The 17,489-nt window shown below is 39.2% G+C and carries 13 protein-coding genes; 1 reads left to right on the forward strand and 12 read right to left on the reverse strand.

What is annotated here, in order from left to right; translation table 11 throughout:
- Positions 1-60: 60 nt before the first annotated feature.
- The 6 genes from R2Q84_RS09560 to R2Q84_RS09585 all read right to left on the reverse strand — a co-directional run bounded on the left by R2Q84_RS09560 (position 61) and on the right by R2Q84_RS09585 (position 8,892).
- The gene (locus R2Q84_RS09560; protein ID WP_316816305.1) at positions 61-1,524 is read right to left on the reverse strand and encodes a SusF/SusE family outer membrane protein; all 1,464 of its coding nucleotides are present in this window, start codon (positions 1,522-1,524) and stop codon (positions 61-63) included.
- Between the two features lie 11 nt (positions 1,525-1,535).
- The gene (locus R2Q84_RS09565) at positions 1,536-2,312 is read right to left on the reverse strand and encodes a hypothetical protein (RefSeq protein WP_316816306.1); all 777 of its coding nucleotides are present in this window, start codon (positions 2,310-2,312) and stop codon (positions 1,536-1,538) included.
- A gap of 7 nt (positions 2,313-2,319) precedes the next feature.
- Positions 2,320-2,817: a DUF5004 domain-containing protein gene (locus R2Q84_RS09570; RefSeq protein WP_316816307.1), complete on the reverse strand. Its 498-nt coding sequence runs from the start codon at positions 2,815-2,817 to the stop codon at positions 2,320-2,322.
- Between the two features lie 24 nt (positions 2,818-2,841).
- Positions 2,842-4,224, reverse strand: coding sequence for a RagB/SusD family nutrient uptake outer membrane protein (locus tag R2Q84_RS09575; RefSeq protein WP_316816308.1), 1,383 nt, complete (start codon positions 4,222-4,224; stop codon positions 2,842-2,844).
- Positions 4,225-4,247: 23 nt separating this feature from the next.
- On the reverse strand, positions 4,248-7,301 hold the full coding sequence (locus R2Q84_RS09580) for a TonB-dependent receptor (protein ID WP_316816309.1): 3,054 nt from the start codon (positions 7,299-7,301) through the stop codon (positions 4,248-4,250).
- 577 nt (positions 7,302-7,878) lie between these two features.
- On the reverse strand, positions 7,879-8,892 hold the full coding sequence (locus R2Q84_RS09585; protein ID WP_316816310.1) for a LacI family DNA-binding transcriptional regulator: 1,014 nt from the start codon (positions 8,890-8,892) through the stop codon (positions 7,879-7,881).
- 201 nt (positions 8,893-9,093) lie between these two features.
- Here R2Q84_RS09585 and R2Q84_RS09590 point away from each other — a divergent pair, with 201 nt between their 5' ends.
- Positions 9,094-10,245 carry an acyl-CoA desaturase gene (locus tag R2Q84_RS09590; RefSeq protein ID WP_316816311.1) on the forward strand — a complete coding sequence of 384 codons (1,152 nt, stop codon included), beginning with the start codon at positions 9,094-9,096 and terminating at the stop codon, positions 10,243-10,245.
- A gap of 10 nt (positions 10,246-10,255) precedes the next feature.
- Here R2Q84_RS09590 and R2Q84_RS09595 read toward each other — a convergent pair whose 3' ends face one another.
- From R2Q84_RS09595 to R2Q84_RS09620, 6 genes are all read right to left on the reverse strand, one after another.
- Positions 10,256-10,954 carry a GDSL-type esterase/lipase family protein gene (locus tag R2Q84_RS09595; protein WP_316816312.1) on the reverse strand — a complete coding sequence of 233 codons (699 nt, stop codon included), beginning with the start codon at positions 10,952-10,954 and terminating at the stop codon, positions 10,256-10,258.
- Positions 10,955-10,972: 18 nt separating this feature from the next.
- A complete protein-coding gene (gene glpT / locus R2Q84_RS09600) occupies positions 10,973-12,310 on the reverse strand; it encodes a glycerol-3-phosphate transporter (RefSeq protein WP_316816313.1) in 1,338 nt (445 codons plus the stop codon).
- 76 nt (positions 12,311-12,386) lie between these two features.
- Positions 12,387-13,289, reverse strand: coding sequence for a glycerophosphodiester phosphodiesterase family protein (locus tag R2Q84_RS09605; RefSeq protein WP_316816314.1), 903 nt, complete (start codon positions 13,287-13,289; stop codon positions 12,387-12,389).
- A 62-nt stretch (positions 13,290-13,351) separates the two neighbouring features.
- Entirely contained in the window at positions 13,352-14,758 is a 1,407-nt protein-coding gene (locus tag R2Q84_RS09610; protein ID WP_316816315.1) for a calcineurin-like phosphoesterase family protein, read from the reverse strand.
- A gap of 16 nt (positions 14,759-14,774) precedes the next feature.
- Positions 14,775-15,962 (reverse strand): phospholipase D-like domain-containing protein, encoded by a 1,188-nt coding sequence (locus tag R2Q84_RS09615; RefSeq protein ID WP_316816316.1) that lies wholly within the window; start codon positions 15,960-15,962, stop codon positions 14,775-14,777.
- 5 nt (positions 15,963-15,967) lie between these two features.
- The gene (locus R2Q84_RS09620) at positions 15,968-17,488 is read right to left on the reverse strand and encodes a DUF5689 domain-containing protein (protein WP_316816317.1); all 1,521 of its coding nucleotides are present in this window, start codon (positions 17,486-17,488) and stop codon (positions 15,968-15,970) included.
- Position 17,489 lies beyond the last annotated feature (1 nt).

Genomic DNA, 17,489 nt, shown 5'->3' on the forward strand with positions numbered 1-17,489 from the left:
TAGATCAGGAAAGCAATACCGACCCGGAATATTCCTGGCCGGCATTACTTAGTTAATCTGTTATTTATTATAGAAAATATAGTCTCCGGTCAAATCGTTAAACTGTATTTTGTAAGTTCCCGCCTTCATATTAATATTCTTGCCATCTCTTACCGCCTTTCCATATTTACCATTTACATTAGCTTCTACAGGGCCCCAGTTCACATCCCATCCCGTATCAATTCTAAATTTCATTTCAGTGTCTGCTGTGATGGTTTGCGTAATTGTCCAGATGTGCGGATTAAAGGTACTCTTACTCATAGCAGTAATATTTCCCCATCCGTTAAATCCTCCTATGATCCCAATTGAATTGTACACTGTTGCTCCTGAAGCATCGTAAGGACTGATGGAGAAAGTCAGCGCATTGATATCGATTTTAACCGTGTAGTAACCTGCAGTAGCTACATTATATGTTCCGGGATCAGGATCAGATCCTTTAGCTTTCAGTTTAACTCCGTTACTTCCATCATTGCCATACTGAGTTTCCCAACTGCCAACAACAGTAATAAATTTAAAGTCCCCGGCATTAAGGTAACCTGTATAAATGTAATTACCTCTATTGGTTTCATCACGGTACATATAGGTTGGGTTACCATTGTCCCATGAAAACTCAGAAGCGCTCCCCACCATAAACAGGCTTACATCCCTAAGAACAGAAACATCATTGGTATAATCAGAGAACTTTTTAAATGTACCAGAAGTAGCCTCAACACTCCATTTTAAGGTAGCAACGGCCGACTGATCTGCTAAACCGGCAGCAGTCAAAGCAGCATCAAAGTCTTTATAAGATACATTTAGGTTAGAGTCCAGCCCATTATTGTTTGAAGTCAGCTCAAATAAAGGGGTTTCAAAGGTGCCATCAGGTTTGATGAACTTAACTTTGTATGTAGTATTTGCACCTGCTTTTCCGGCAAACGATTTTTGCCATTTAAAATTAAGTGTCTGTTCTGTTAATATCGGGTTGATGGTAATTACATCGGCACTTGAAACAGGACCATATAATATAAAGTTAGATACCCCATCGCCAAATCTGGTTACAGAGATGTTAAAGGTATCTCCATTCACTTTTACCGTACCATTGTCGGCAACAACTCGCCAAATTAGCTCTGCTTTAGCACCGTCTGCTATCCCTTTTGCTTTCAGTGCATCATCCAGTTGTTTTTGGGTTAAAGTAAGTGTATTTGCCTTGCCACCATTATCTGATGGAAATTCTATGATCGGCTGATCTATTGAACCTGTCTTTAAAGCTGCTACCCATTTATAAGTAGGGGCTGTGCTTACACCTGGTTTTGCCGCTGTCCAGGTAATTTCAATTGTTTTACCTGGTGTCGCGGAATTGAGGACTAGCATTGTATTGTTGGCAGGTGCCGTTGCTGCAAAAGTTCCCAACGCCTCTCCTTTTGAATCCTCGTCATACGTATTTTTTTTACATCCAAATGCAAATGCTACAAGTGCAAGGAGTGTATATAATATTTTGTACTTCATTGCCTTTTAGATTAATTGAACACTGTATAAACCACTTCTATTACCGGACCGCTGGTTGTGACATCCAGTCCGTTTGCATCTTTTACTGTACCTGTAAACTGGTAACTGAACTTGCCTAGTTTTATTCCAGCAGGAATGGTAACCACCCGATCAGGAATAAAAGAGTAAGAAAAAAGAATGGCTGACTCTTTTGCTGTTGTGATGCCCTGTTTTGAGCCAACCGGATCCCCCGCTTCATTATAGAAACTTAAGTTTACCTTTATGTTTGTCATTCTTTGCAGGTTAATATCCGTAGCCAGACTCTGGTGAAAATAAACGGTAGCCATGTCCGTATAATCCAGCTTTGCAGGAAAAATCCTGAACTGCGAAGCGGTAAACACCAGCGGATCAAACTTAAATGGTTTATAATCCGGTGTTTGTTTAGAGCCATCTTTAGCTTTTCCAAGGAACCCGAAGTTAATCAGCTCGGCCGGACTTTGTCCGAAAAGTGTAGTTCCGGTAAATTTAAAGGTGAAGATGTTGGCTGCAGTTTTAGTCATTTTTGCATCTTCCGAAGAGTTGCCCCACTGTCCGTTGGTACTGGCATCTTTTCCTCCCCCAACACCATCGTTAGAAAATGCCCATATGTATACGTCGTTAGCTCCCTCCAATGGGGTTCCAGTAACATCTAAAGTAATCGTCACCTCGTCTTCGGCAGTAAATGTGGCCGGACTAAAAGTAACTTTTCCCTGTCCTGATGCCCACATTGCACCAAAACAGCATACAATTAATAATAATATCTTTTTCATAACCGCTTTACTTTTTGGTGAATTCATACTGGTAAGAAAGGATAACCTTTCCGTTCAATTTCTTGTCTCTTTTGATGATCAGTTTTCCTGCCTTTAAGCTTACATAAGAACCTATACTTAAGCTGTTGGTTACTGCTCCATTTATTAAAGAAATGGTAGTTGGTGCTTTTAGATCATCTACCTTCCAATTGCCAGATGTTAAATCGGCTATTTTAGGTGCATTACCAGAAGTAATGGTAAATGTGGTTGGATTACCTTGCGCATCTCCTAAAAAAGCAAGTGCCAGATCAGTATACGGATATACTGAAGTAATGTCCAGCTGTTTATAAGGGAAGCCCTTTGTACTGGCATCCTGATCAATTTGTGTTACTTTGGTTAGTCCCCAGTTGCCCTGGATTGATTTGACAACATTTTGAGGCTCGCCAATTGGTGCAAACTCCTCTGGCTTGCAGCTCCATATCGAGAGGATACAGATGGCGAAAAGGATATATTGAATACGTTTCATACGTTTATCTCTTAAAGTTTAGAATTAAAAACAGTTGCCTTCCGGATTGCGTTGGAAAGTCAGGTTTGTAGCCATTTCTTCCTGAGGGAATTGTAAAAGGAAACCAGGGCAGTTCCAAACTGATCCACGCTTATCTACATTCTCCCCACTTCTTGCACCAATACGTTTGATTTCTGAAAGTCTAACACCTTCGCCAATAAATTCAAGGTTACGCTCTAAACGTGCATTGGTAATGATAAATGCTGCGCTTGAATTTGTGGGGATACTTTTTGTACCTGCATAGGCCCTGTTCATTATATCATTAACATCTTTAACTGCTACATCAAGGTTGGCATTGGTTTCAGCAGCAGATTCCGCCCTGATTAGTTTTAATTCTGTTAAATAGACAACAGGAATATTAAACCTATCCTTATTGTACTTTGTAAGCGGATAAAATGCAGGGTATTTAACAGCATCCAAAAAAGTCTTTCTTACATCATTTGGTGTATTCAGCAAATCATAAGTCGCTTTTGTGAATCTAATGTTAGGTAATACAAAATCCGAACGCATATTGTCCCTTAAATGCCCACCAGCCTCAAACACACCTCTCGTTGAGATGATCTGGAAAACAGCTTCTTTAGACAGTCCTTCCGAAAAACGTGTGGTATAAGTGGGGTCCAATTGAAATTTATCGGTAGTAATTACCTGGTTGGCATAATTGTAAGCATTTTCAAAGTCATTCATTTGGAAATAGACTTTAGCCAATAAGCCCTTTGCTGCCCATTTTGTTGCAAACCCCGTATTCTCACCTGTCAATTTTGACTCTGCCAATTTCAAATCGCTAATGATCTGGTCATAAACTTCCTTTACAGTGGCTCTATTCTTAGACTCGGTAGACGTAGCAATACGTAAAGGAATACCTAAATGAGAATTGTCAGTTGTGCTGCCATAAGGCTGAGCAAACAGCTTTACGATTTCAAAATGAAGTATAGCACGAATAAATAATGCTTGTCCTTCAATATCATTTCTATTGGCAGGATTGGCTTTATCCAAAAACTTAAGCACAACATTTGAACGGTAAATACCTTGATACAACTCTTTGTACATATCTTTCTTGTAGTCACCAAAAATGGAAGATTTTCGCTGAAAGGTCTCACCAAAATCCCCACTTTGCTGGCTACCGTCAAGTTGGTCAGCAAGCAGTTCACTCATTACTTTTATCCTTCCACCAAATGCGAAATCGCCACCCACACTTTGATATCCAGCAATGAGTATAGTTCTCAATCCTGCTTCATCGGCAATTGCTTCCTCTTCGGGCATCTGCGAGGCAGGAGGTGAATCAAGAAATTTTTTACATCCTGTCCCTGTACCAGCTAATACAGCCAGAACAGCTACGACTTTTATAATATTTTTATAGTTGATTTTCATCTTCGTTTTATTATAGTCAACAATTAAAATGATGTAGATAGGCCAAATGTTACACTCTTTTGTTGAGGAGTCGTCAAATAAGTGACATTAGGACTCATATTTCTGTCCTGCGGATTCGCAAAATCTCTGGCTATTTCGGGGTCACCTCCAGGATACTTGCTAAAGGTCAGCAAGTTCATTCCTGCAGCAAATACTTTTAAACTCTGTAACCGTAACTTTTGTGCAAAACTAACAGGCAGCGCATAAGAAAGGGTAACTTCTCTCAATCTCACAAAAGTGGCATCGTATAAGAACAACGTTGAATTGTACTGCCATTCGCTCGCCAGTCCGGGATATGCATTCGTATTTAAAGTTAGTCTTGGGAATCTAGCGATGTCCCCAGGTTTTTGCCAACGGTCTGCAATATCTGTACGAATATTCCAATCTGTAACAATGCCTAACTGACGCTTTGCAGATCCATCATAAAGATTACCACCGATTGCAAAAGTGAACAGGGTGTTTAACTCAAAACCTTTATATGAAAAAGTATTCGTTAAACCTCCTACATAATCAGGCAATACCTGTCCGGTAATTACGCGGTCATCCAAAGAGAAGGTCTTAGTTTCGTACCCATCTTTATTCAGCCAAATTGGTAATCCATCAGCAGGGTCAACCCCTTTATATCTCACCAAAAAATTTACACCTAGTGGGTAGCCTATGGCTAACCGGGTATCATTTGTTCCACCAGACACCGCATCAGCAGAAAATCCATCTAAATCCAACACCTTATTGCTATTCTGAGATATATTTAATCTCGTCACCCATTTAAACTTATCAGACTGGATATTAATCGTATTTAAACTTAATTCCAGACCTTCATTTAAAATAGTCCCGACATTTACCCAACCAGTTAAAAAGCCAGTTGAAGGAGATACGGCACCGTTAAGTAATGCACCTGATGTTTTTTTATGATAGTAGGCAAGCTCTCCACTTATCCTATTGTTAAATAGGCCAAAATCAAGACCAAGATCGAAATTGCGACCTTCCTCCCATTTCAGATTAGGGTTAGCTACGTTACTTGGATATACAGAAACTCCTCCATTGTATATGCTTCCCGGACCATAATAGGCATTATACTGTGCAGAAGGAAACTGCGAACTACCGACTAAACCATAGCTTGTTCTTATTTTTAAATTTGACAGCACTTTATTTCCCTTCAAGAAATTTTCCTCGCTGATATACCATGAAGCAGATGCTGCAGGAAAATATCCATACTTGTTATTCGGCCCGAACTTGGAAGATCCGTCTCTCCTTGCAAGAACCTGTAAGTAATATTTATTGTCATAAGAATAGTTGATTCTTCCAAATAATGACTCAAATGTATCTCTAAGATCTCCAGGTACATAAAAAAGAGGTGTAGATTTTAGAATATTTATTGCTTGATTCAAACTTTCACGGTCTTTATTGAAAGGCCCGTTAGCCTCTCCATAAATACCATTAGGATGACGGTGACGGTAAGTAACTTGTGTTTCTACACCGGCAAGAAATGAAAGTTTATTCTTATCATCCAATTGCAAATCGTAATTAGCCGTTCCAGTTAAAGTATTGTTGAATATCTTAGTTGGCCATGAATTAGCATATCCTCTCGATTGATTTCTAAGTTCTGCAGGTTGAAACTGATTTTCTTTAACATTCATGTTATCGATGTTCGCAATCGCTTTGATGCTTAAGTTCTTTACAGGTTTAACTTCAAAAGTAACCCCGGCAATTACACGATCAGTAACCGCTTTCCAATCTAACAAATTCACATTTCTTACTGGATTAGCACCACTGTTGAAATAAGAGCCGTCGGCATTATAAACGGGATAAATTGGTAATGCTGTAGACATTGCCTCACCTAAACCACCGCCCCAGGCTGCATTTACCCTGGTATTCGTTCCTCTATCGTACCCTACATTAATGCTGGTATTGATATACGAATTTGCTTTAATGTCCAGATTGGTTCTGAAACCATATCGTTCGTAACTGTTACCTTTGAGAAAACTTTGATTATCACTATAATTCGCAGATACGAAAGCTTTTATACGCTCTGTCCCCTGACTGTATGAAATGCTTTGATCATTCGTATGCCCTGTTTTTGTTAACAATCCCCACCAATCAGTGTTATTTTTTTCAGCTGTTTCCCAACTTATTCCATTTGGCAAAGTAGCCAGGCCTACATTTCCATCATTAGCCCATGCTTCCTGACGCAATTGCAACCACTCCGATCCGCTCACAAATTCCGGACGGTTAGCATAGGTGGTCAACCCGTATTTGGTAGATAAATTGAAAGTCGGCCTGCCCAACTTTCCTCTTTTAGTAGTAATTAAAATCACCCCATTTGCACCACGGGAACCATAGATGCCTGCTGCACCTGCATCTTTTAATACCTCTACAGATTCAATATCATTAGGATTAATGGTTGCCAGTGGATTCTGGTTCATTCCACCACGATTATCACCAATAAATGGATCTGAAGTAATCGGAATACCATCTACTACATAAAGTGGATCACCACCGGCAGAGATTGAACCGATACCGCGGATCCTGATTACAGAACCACTTCCTGCAAGTCCGCTACCCTGGGTAACCTGTACACCTGGTGCCTGTCCTTGTAAACTAGCTTCAAAACTTGGTGTAGGAATAGCGGTAAGCTTCTCGCCGGTTACTTTGGAGATAGATCCTGTTACTTCACGGCGTGTTTGTGTGCCATAACCTACTACCACAACTTCGTTTAAGCTCTGTTGATCTGGCTTCAAACTAAAGTTAGCAACGGTATTGCCATTTATCTTTACTGATTCCTCTTTAGGCTGATAACCTACGTAGCTAATTAACAAAGCTACAGTACCATTATTTAAACCTGTAATCTTATAAGTTCCGTCAGCATTGGTGAGTGTACTTTTATTGATACTCTTGATCTGTACAGATGCGCCTGGTAGTGGAATTCCGGTCTCATCCAGTACTTTTCCAACCAGAGCTCCGGTCTGGGCATTTGCCCCTAGTGCTGTTAAAACCAAAAGCACCAAAAGGTAATGCTTTTTTAGGTAAAATACTTTCATATTTGAACTCGTTTTAAGGTGTAATATTCGGTTAACGTTAAGTGTATGTAACACTTAGGGTAAATTTACAGTCACCAACGACAATTCAAAATTTTATATCACATTTTTTTTTAACACCATATTTTATACTTCAAATCAGAATTTTTTTGCAAAATAATTTGCAAGCTCATTTTGCAAAAAAACAGCCTTTCAAAAACTTAAATATCTAAAATACAGATTATTAAAAAACAAAAACACCAAAGAAAGTGTATTTATTACACTTTACATTTTCCGCCTCTTTTTTCGGGATCGTTCCCGGGATCGTTCCCGGAGTTTTCAACACTTTTTAGAGAGACTGTTGAAGGAAAGAGTAAAAATTCTGCGTAAAACGGGAAAACCATCGGATATTTTTTTCAAAATTGCCCTTTTTTGAGGTTCCAAAATGCAGGGATTTTAAGGCTAAAATTCCACCCATCTCCTGACTTGTTAAAAAGAGGATTTTTGACCGGAATATCAATCGGGTTTAGCCTTCTTGAGCGGCCAAATAGCGGCGACAACAACTGTGCCCTGCTATCAATAATGATTGTTGGAAATTTGCTTATTTATTTTCTGTTGAACGTCTTTTAACCAGCTTTGAATTCAGGACAATCTTTTCTTTCGGATCTACAGACTCCGGGTTCTCCAGCATTTTAAACAAAAGGTTTGCAGCTTCTGTTCCAATCTTTGTAGCGGGCTGTGTAATGGTAGTTAAAGAAGGGTTTAGCAATGGAGCAATTTCCAGACTGGAGAAACCAATCACTTTTAGCTGTTCTGGCACAGCTATATTTAAATCATAGCAAGCATAGTAAGTAGCAAAGGCCAGCCTTTCTACAGAAGTAAAGACACCATCTGGTTTTAGCTCTTGCAGCATTTGCTTTAGGATTACATTATTCTTAGCGTAGCTATTGGTACAATCAACTACATAACGGTCATCATAGGGTATGTTATACTTCAGTAAAGCATCAATATATCCCTGCATTCTGAATTTACCTATAGACAGATTTTTATTGATGACCAGGTAAGCAATGTGTTTACAGCCTTGTTTAATCAGGTGTTGTGTAGCGGAAAAACTACTGTCATAATCATTGGTGATTACCCTTGGGGTGATGATATCCTCGTAAACCCTATCAAAGAAAACAAGAGGTAAGCGCTTCTGGGTTAATTCGTTCAGATAAGTATGATCGTTTGCTTCGCCTGTTACAGACATAATGATACCATCGGCCCTGCCATTATGTAAGTGTCTAATGAAGGACACTTCTTTTTCATAGACATCATCCGTTGAATAGATCAGGATGTGGTAACCTTTATCACGCGCAATTTTTTCAATACCATGTATGGCCTGTGAAAAAAAGTTATTGGCCAGCTCGGGAACAATTACCGCAATGGTTTTACTCCGTTGCTCCCTAAGATTACTTGCATAATGGTTAGGTTGGTAATTGAATTCTTTTGCTTTAGCCAGTATTCTTTCTTTTGTTTCCTTATTGATATCGCTATTATCCCTAAAAGCTCTGGAAACTGTTGATGTTGACAGGTTCAGGGCTTTAGCCAACTGCTTGATATTGATGTTTTCCATCGATGTATAGATAATGATTGGTAAAGAACCATTAATTTACCGGTAAATATAAATGAAAAACCAAACGTATTGTGATTTCGTAACTAAATAATAATATCAAAACATAAAATAATAATATGATACTCCGGTGATGTATGTTTTAATTATGTTACATTAGCAAATCGACACTAAGATACAATACTACCCAGCAGGGAATAATTTATGATAAAAAAGGTTAAGTTCACGAATGTCAGTAAGTCGACATTTTACGTGACAGTGCGGAAAAGGGTAGATGCTTATTTTACTGACAACAACATTTCCATCCATGCAAACCCAGCGATGTGGTTTAAAACGATTTTCTTTCTGGCCGGTATGCTGGCTATTTATTTATTGATACTTCTTGGAGGTTTCAATTCAACTATAACCCTTCTATTATGTGCTTTATTGGGCATGTTTGGTGCTTTTGTAGGGTTTAATGTTTGCCATGATGCCATCCATAAGGCCTACTCCTCGAATGCCAGAGTCAACCAGGTTTTTAGTTTCGTATTTAACCTCATAGGTGCCAGTCCATATGTATGGAACATCTGCCACAATATTGTTCATCATACTTATACCAATATTGCAGGGCATGATGAAGATATAGATGTTGCGCCCGGATTAATTCGGTTCTCGGAATCTGAAACGGTAAATAAGGTGCAGAGTTACCAGCATTATTATGCTTTTGCGCTGTATAGCCTTGCAATGCTTTCCTGGGTATTCAGAAAAGACTATAAGAAGTTCTTTCAGAAAAAAATTGGTGAACATGTAGCAAAACACCCTAAAATAGAATATTTTAAACTCTTCTTTTATAAAGGAATTTATTATTTCCTGTTCATTTTGCTCCCTTTACTGGTGATGGACATTACCTGGTGGCAATTTGTAATTGGCTTTCTGGTGATGCAGTTTTCGCAGGGTTTGGTATTGGGACTCGTTTTTCAACTTGCGCATGTGGTGGAAGGAACTAGCTTTCCTTTCCCTAACGACGAAGGGAATATTGAAGAGGCCTGGGCTGTACACCAGATGCAAACTACGGCAAACTTTGGGGGCGACTGCAAAATCACCAGCTTTCTTTGTGGGGGCTTAAACAGACAGGTGGAGCATCATCTTTTCCCTAAAATATGTCACATCCATTACCCTGCCATAGGCGCTATCGTAAAGCAAACGGCTGCTGAGTTTGATCTTGATTACATTGAAAGTCCAACTTTCGGTGCGGCACTCGTTTCTCACTATAAAACGCTTAGAAGACTAGGTAAGGAGACCTATAGCGAAACCCCATACATAAACAGGCCTGATCAATATATGAACAGGCCCGCAATGGCATATGTAAAGAAATAAGCTTATCAGATTATTTTAAATAGCCTCCATTTTTAAGTACTTCTGCCCATACCTGATATCCTTCTGGCTTTAGATGTAGTCCATCATGTGTCAATTCAGCTTTTAAATGATTCTCCGCGTCAAGAAAATGAGGATAAAGATCGATTATTGTTACTTTTTTTGCGGCTAATTTTCTGATTTCGGAATTCAGCCACAAAATGTGCTCGTCTTTACCATAATGGTTTTTAAACTTATTAAAGGAACTGTTTACCGGCAACAAAGTATAAAAATAGATTTTAGTCCTTTTGGAACCTTTCCTTATCCTGCTGATCATCTGCTTGTAGTTATTCAAAATAACACTATCAGGGATATTACGTGAGATGTCGTTTATTCCTATTAACACAAAAACTTTTTTGGGCTTACCAGTGACCACCTGATCCAGACGTTCCAAAACACCAAAAGTTATATCACCAGAGATTCCTCTGTTTTTGGCTTTTGGCAGATCCAGTAATTTAGTCCAGTCTGTTCCTGCGGTAATGCTATTTCCCAAAAACACAAAATCCTTTTTAGCGATACCTTCCATTTTAAAAGCTTCAACCTTTTTGAGATAAGCTCCTGGTCGGTAAGTACTATCCCATTTTATCTCCTGGGCATTTACTGTACTCAGGGTAAACATTAACGCAAAGCTTAATCCTGCAATAATCTTTTGAAATCTATGGTTCGTTAACATGAGTTGTTTAAAATAATTTTATTGTGCTGCCAAATTACGTTTTTCTCTGTTCCAGGTCAATGCGGTAAAGAAGATAGATAATAAACAGGCTGCAACGACTACCTCAAAACCTCCGTCCCATCCCCATTTGTCGACTACCAGACCTATAGCAATATTTGCGAACAATGCGCCGCCCATATAGCCAAAAAGACCAGTTAAGCCAGCTGCCGTACCCGCTGCTTTTTTAGGGACCAAATCAAGTGCCTGCACCCCTATTAACATTACGGGACCATAAATCAAGAAGCCAATTGCAACCAATGCTACGTTATCAATCCAAATGTTCCCCGGTGGATTTTTCCAGTATACAATTACTGCAACTGTTACCAGTACCATGTAAATAATGGTAGCGGGAGCCCTACGGCCTTTAAATACTTTATCACTGATATAACCGCAGAGTAAGGTTCCTGGAATACCTGCATACTCATATAAAAAGTACGCCCAACCAGACTCCTTTAACGAAAAGCCTTTTGCCTCTTCGAGAAAGGTTGGCGACCAGTCTAAAATGCCATATCTAACCAGATACACAAAGGCATTTGCAAAAGCAATATACCATAGTACGCGGTTATTGAATACATATTTAAAGAAGATCTCTTTAGCAGACAATTCTTTCTCATGTTCAACAGAGTAGTTTTTTGGGTAATCATTTTTATACTCTTCAATAGGTGGGAGACCACAAGATTGGGGTGTATCTCTAACTAAAATATAAGCGATAACGGCAAAAACCAGTGCTATCATTCCCGGGAAATAAAACTTACTGTGCCAATCGGCAAAGATTTCTATAGCCAGAATAGCGATAGGGCCTACTAGTCCGCCACCAACATTGTGCGCCACATTCCAGATAGACATCATGGTACCGCGTTCTTTTATGGAATACCAATGTACAACCACTCTCCCACAGGGAGGCCAGCCCATCCCCTGGAACCATCCGTTTAAGAACAATAATACAAACATGACGGCTATAGATGAAGTTGCAAAAGGAAACATCCCCATAAAAATCATGGTGAATGCAGAAAGCACTAATCCTACGGTAAGAAAATTACGGGCATTGCTTCGATCAGAAACATTTCCCATTAAAAACTTACTTAAACCGTAAGCGATAGATACACCAGACAAAGCAAATCCAAGTTGTGCTTTACTATAGCCCTGATCGATAAGATCTGGCATTGCCAGTGAGAAGTTTTTACGTACAAGATAGTAGCCTGCGTAACCTAGAAAGATGCCTAAAAAAACTTTAATACGTTGTTTCTTATATTCCGGATCGATCCTGCTTAGCGGCAAAAGCTCCTTATGGGGAGCAGGTGAAAATAATTTACTCATGTGAGTTGGTTAGTATTGCTGTTTAATTGTTGTTGATTTGTTGATGAGCGCGCTAAGGCTATTTGCGGACTAAAATTTAGTCGACCAGCAAATTGGTATAATCAGAAATGATCCCATCTACGTTTAGTTGTTTCAATGCAATAATTTCTTCCTTGGTATTTACTGTCCAGGGAACGACTTTGACGTTCCTGTCGTGGCATTTTTTTACCAGATCAGCGTCTACCATTTTGTAAGCCGGACTTAAAATAAAAGGATTAAATCCAAGATCTTCGAGGTTTTCTTCCACTGTCTTTTTGTTGTTTACCAGGAAAGAAGTTCTAACATGTGGGTACTTTTTATGTAACACCTGCAGCGTTCTTTTATCGAAAGATTGGATGACTACATAAGGGGTAATTCCTTTCTTTTCAATTACATCCATCAGTAGTTTTACAAATTCTTCCGGACCAGGGTTTACAACACCATCGCCTTTTGCACTGCATTTGGTTTCGATATTATAGAACATTTGTTTCTTTCCTTTACTATATTGCTGTACATCATCAATCAGATCGGCCAGTAAAGGAATATGTGTTTTTATCTTTTTTTGCTCCGGAAAATCGGCATGAAACTTTGAACCCAGATCAAATTGCTTCAATAAACTATAGTCCATCTGGTATACCGGATATTTCTTAGCATCAGATTTAGGGATTTCTTTGCCTTCGGGGGTCAACATAAATGAAGGGCTCAGATAATCATCATGTGTAACCACAACTTTTCCATCTTTAGTAATATGCGTATCCATCTCCAAAGTGGTGATACCAAAATCTATGGCATTCCGCATTGCGATAATGGTATTTTCGGGCATCAGGCCTCTTCCCCCTCTATGTGCTTCAGTACTAAATGCCGGGAATTCTACTTTTGTCGTTGAATTGGATTTTTGCATGGTTTTACATCCAGACAAACTTAACAAGGCCAAAGCGGCTACACTAACTACGTATTTCATTGAATCTAGTTTTGTTTTTTTTAATGGTATTGAGGCTATCATAAGCATATTTATTGCTGTTTTTAAACAGTAACTGTATATTTTTCGCCAAAGCGGTCTGTCGCCACGACTTTAACGTTTTTTACGTCAGGATTAAAATGCGCCATAAACAAGTGGTCCATTTTTCTTGGTTCAGCGAATGAACGGGTCGCCGGCATTTTATCACCTTTGTACAACTGAACGGCTAGCGGATCAAATCCTTTTTGTTGCTCGAGCGCGCCCATCGGCTTATCATCTAAGAAGTATTCGACCTTCCATTCCGGGTCCCAGTTCCATACGTTGGCTAACACCCTTTTTTGGTTGGTTAACTCTTCTACATATACAGTAAGCTGCTTGATCCTATCTTCTCCTGTTGATTTATAATACCATTTCAGATCAGTTCCATTCACTTCATACACACCATAGCCCCTCGGCGTACCATCTTCGCAGATTGGGCCTGTCCACCAGGCACCACACACTGTTCCGTGGTTATGTTCGTATATGCCATTGGTAATTTTATTGAGGTTGTAATGTGTATGGCCCGACATGATGTGGACATTCTTATATCCTTCAAGTAAGGCGTATAGCGCTGTATTATTTTTAACACCACTATGTACAGGAATATGCAAACTAATGATTACTAACTGATCTTTACTGACATACTGAAGGTCTTTTGCCAGCCAATCCAATTGGTTTTCGCTTATATATCCATCGTAGTTACGCTCGGTTCCAAGGTAACGCACATCATCCAACACGATATAGTGTGCCTTTCCACGGTTAAAAGAATAATAGGTTGGCCCATACACTTCTTTAAAAGTTTTGTCTGATGTTTCGTCACCTCCCATTCTGTAATCCATATCGTGATTACCTAGTGCCTGGAAAAACGGGATTCCCATTTCGGCCACCGCCTGATTATAATCAGGGAATAACGCATGATTATCCCAAACGATATCTCCAACGCAAATCCCGTGACATAGGGCATCGTACCCCATTGACTTTACCAGCTGTTGCACATCAGGTACCGAGGTATCCATCATTTGCTTTACATCTTTTTTTGTCTTAACCTGTGGATCGGCCCAGATGATAAAGTTGTGTTTGTTATCGTTCTTTTTTAATGCCTTAAGTTTAAAATCGTATTCGTTACGGCTTCCTAATGTTTCGTATTGTTTGGTTACGCTATAATCTGTTTTAAACTCATAACCTGCAGGCGTACTCATAAAAATGTTGGTCGCCTTATCGTCTGTAGTTATCGTATATCTTCCTTTTGCATCGGTAACCACAACACTATAGCCATCAGAGATGACTACGTTTGCTATTCCCTTTCTTCCGTCTGTAACAGTTCCAATAATGGTTCTGTTTCTCTCTAGTGTAGAGAAGGCATTGGTCTGTAAGCTAATGAATGCGCCCCCTGTAATGAGGCCAATGGATTGTATAAAGGATCTTCTGTTCATTTCAGGTGGTTCTAACTTAGTTTATTCCCGGAAGTTTTTTCATTGCCGAGTAATAGGCCTGGTAAGTATTGAAAATACTGTCGTAATTTTTAAGGAGCAATAAAACCTCGTTATTATTACGTAGCGCATTGGTGGTATAATTATGGCTCCCCGTTGCTACAATTTTGCACTGCTCACCTTTATATTTCCCATTAATTAGCATAAACTTAGAATGAATATTGGTTTGTGAGATATTATATATTTTAATTGTGGCGCCTCGGGTTTTCATATCCCTTAATACAGTCTGAACCTCCGCATCTATCTTATTTTTCACCACCACTTCAACTTTGGCCCCTTTAGACAAAAGTTCGCTTAGCTTATTGGCAACGTTAATTCGAGATACTACCCAGTCCGACATCCCCACCTGTATGGTTGCATTTGGCAAATCGGTAATGTTATCCAGAATCTCGATCATGGTGTCGTTACCATAAGATACTCCCCCTTTTCTTTTAGGGAAGAAAAAGCCTATGATTCCATCTGATGTTCCGTTGTATTCCCTATAGTCGAAGTTTTTCATGCCAGCCATTGCTTTAGCATTGATGTCTTTCCAAAAAGTTAAATAAGCAGCGTACAGTCCATCATTACTTAATGTTACCGCATCTTGTATTTTTTTAGAATCGTCTACTGTAAAATTATGTGAGGTTTGGAAAACTACATTTGTTGCTTTTCCCTTATTGGTGTTCAATTCTGAGAAAAGAACAAATTTATTGTGATTGATAGAGGATGTATTTACATCATTGGTAACCACAGAGAGCTCTGAACCGCTTTTTAGAAAAGACCTGATACGGCTTATCGTTAATACATTTTGAGTCTTCGTATCGTCGATGCTGCTGTCTATCATAATATGGAGTATAACTCCTCTATCGGACGCAGCCTTTAAGGCATCAATAACTCCTGCATGATCAAAACCAAAAATGGAAAGATAAATATCCGCTGATTTAGGGGTAGCATTGATCATTTCGATCAGCTTGTTCATAATTACAGGTGAGGCCTGTGCGATACCTACTTTGGTAAGGTCTGTGAAATAAACACCTGGTATATCAACAGAAACAGAAGCCCCTGTCTGGGCTTCTGTTCCATTGTTTGTACTTTTTTTACATGCTGTAAAAAGTAACAGCAAGATCAATCCTACGCTATTAAAATGTCTGATTTTACTTTTAATCATTATTTTTATTGTTCAATCGTAGTAAATCCTGTTCCTGTTTCAATGGCCGTTAATGGTGTGGTTTTATTAAGCGTAACATTTGTTAATGTTCTACCTACAGACCACCTACCTGTAGTTACGTTATAAATTCCACCAAGTTTCGCAAAACTTGCTGCTGCAGGAAAACCAAGACGACCAGTATTTGAGCCTTGCGTAAACATAGGTTGTTCTGCCTGACTTATTGGATTAAGCATATCGTAATAATCAGTATTTGTAATCCTATAACCTATTGGTGGAGGACCTGCAGAATAAACTGCTCCATTAGATGCAGTTCCCCAAAAAAGTACATCTATCGGAACAGAAGTAGCGGTTACAGTTGTTGTTCTGAATACCGCAATTCCGCCTGGATTTCCACTATTTGCGAGCAGATTGGTAGAAATACTACCCAAACCATCACCTTCTACAGTATTATATGCAATATTTCTCATCCATTTTGCATTGCTGATATCTGTTGAGCCGGCACCATTTATAAGCTTAGAAGTAGCGCCTACATAGAAGAACTCACCTTTTGCAACTGTACCAGAAGTAAGGTCAAACTTATAAGTCCGCTGATTACCCGTAGCCCAACCGTTTACCGGTGCACCGGTAGGAATATTACTACCTGCATTGTTGGTGGTAACCACAGAGAATGGATTAATGGCAAAATCTATAGCTTCTGTTGCCATCAGCTGAATGTACTCTTGATTAAAATCATCCCCATCTGGATTTGTCAAAAACCCGGTAATTAAAATAGGACTTGCTTCCAGACTTCGTAAAGGAACGATGTCATCCTTAGTCCTTGGCCAAATCTGATGATTTGAACCTTCGCCGCCAGCAAAAACAAGACCAACTACGGTTACACCTTCCGGCATCACTTCATTAGCATAATCTGCTGTTGCTTCCGTATGCAAGGTTAAATCTCCAAAACCATCATTAATGGTTTTATTTCCTGCATAGATTTCTCCTGCGGCGGGAGCTGGATTAAACGTTGCGTTCGTTACTGTTACTAATGTTCCTTCGTAATCCATTGGTTTAGCAATGATCAGATTTGATGGCACAGTTAACATTTTTTGCGCTTTACCTGAAGCTACTTTATTAATAGCATTTAGTGATATGCCTTTCAATCTTAGAGACCCATTTACATTTGCCAATGTACTTCCACTAAGGTTTATGGTTACAGAATCGCCGGGCACAAATGGCACATCTACATTGCCCAATTCTATGATTAGTCCCCTTGTAAAACCTCTTGCTGTATTTTGTACAACCACAGTTCCTTTTGGGATGTTGCCTTTTTGCGAATCGGAGATTACAACACCACCTGTACTGTTAGCTCCTTCTAAATTATCCGGGCCAAGTTTTACATCAGTCCCTTTATAAGCCTTTTTTACAACATACATTGCAGCAAAAGGATTTACAGTTCCCAATGCATTATTAGGATCTTTCTTACAGCTACTTAAAAACGTGCCGGTTAAGATAGTTGCGATTAAAAATAAATATATCTTTTTCATA

Source organism: Pedobacter nyackensis, assembly GCF_032678475.1.
Classification (GTDB): domain Bacteria; phylum Bacteroidota; class Bacteroidia; order Sphingobacteriales; family Sphingobacteriaceae; genus Pedobacter; species Pedobacter nyackensis_A.

Coding starts and splice junctions, on each gene's coding strand:
- R2Q84_RS09560 (WP_316816305.1), bottom strand. CDS start 1,524: ATGAAGTACAAAATATTATATACACTCCTTGCACTTGTAGCATTTGCA.
- R2Q84_RS09565 (WP_316816306.1), bottom strand. CDS start 2,312: ATGAAAAAGATATTATTATTAATTGTATGCTGTTTTGGTGCAATGTGG.
- R2Q84_RS09570 (WP_316816307.1), bottom strand. CDS start 2,817: ATGAAACGTATTCAATATATCCTTTTCGCCATCTGTATCCTCTCGATA.
- R2Q84_RS09575 (WP_316816308.1), bottom strand. CDS start 4,224: ATGAAAATCAACTATAAAAATATTATAAAAGTCGTAGCTGTTCTGGCT.
- R2Q84_RS09580 (WP_316816309.1), bottom strand. CDS start 7,301: ATGAAAGTATTTTACCTAAAAAAGCATTACCTTTTGGTGCTTTTGGTT.
- R2Q84_RS09585 (WP_316816310.1), bottom strand. CDS start 8,892: ATGGAAAACATCAATATCAAGCAGTTGGCTAAAGCCCTGAACCTGTCA.
- R2Q84_RS09590 (WP_316816311.1), top strand. CDS start 9,094: ATGATAAAAAAGGTTAAGTTCACGAATGTCAGTAAGTCGACATTTTAC.
- R2Q84_RS09595 (WP_316816312.1), bottom strand. CDS start 10,954: ATGTTAACGAACCATAGATTTCAAAAGATTATTGCAGGATTAAGCTTT.
- glpT (WP_316816313.1), bottom strand. CDS start 12,310: ATGAGTAAATTATTTTCACCTGCTCCCCATAAGGAGCTTTTGCCGCTA.
- R2Q84_RS09605 (WP_316816314.1), bottom strand. CDS start 13,289: ATGAAATACGTAGTTAGTGTAGCCGCTTTGGCCTTGTTAAGTTTGTCT.
- R2Q84_RS09610 (WP_316816315.1), bottom strand. CDS start 14,758: ATGAACAGAAGATCCTTTATACAATCCATTGGCCTCATTACAGGGGGC.
- R2Q84_RS09615 (WP_316816316.1), bottom strand. CDS start 15,962: ATGATTAAAAGTAAAATCAGACATTTTAATAGCGTAGGATTGATCTTG.
- R2Q84_RS09620 (WP_316816317.1), bottom strand. CDS start 17,488: ATGAAAAAGATATATTTATTTTTAATCGCAACTATCTTAACCGGCACG.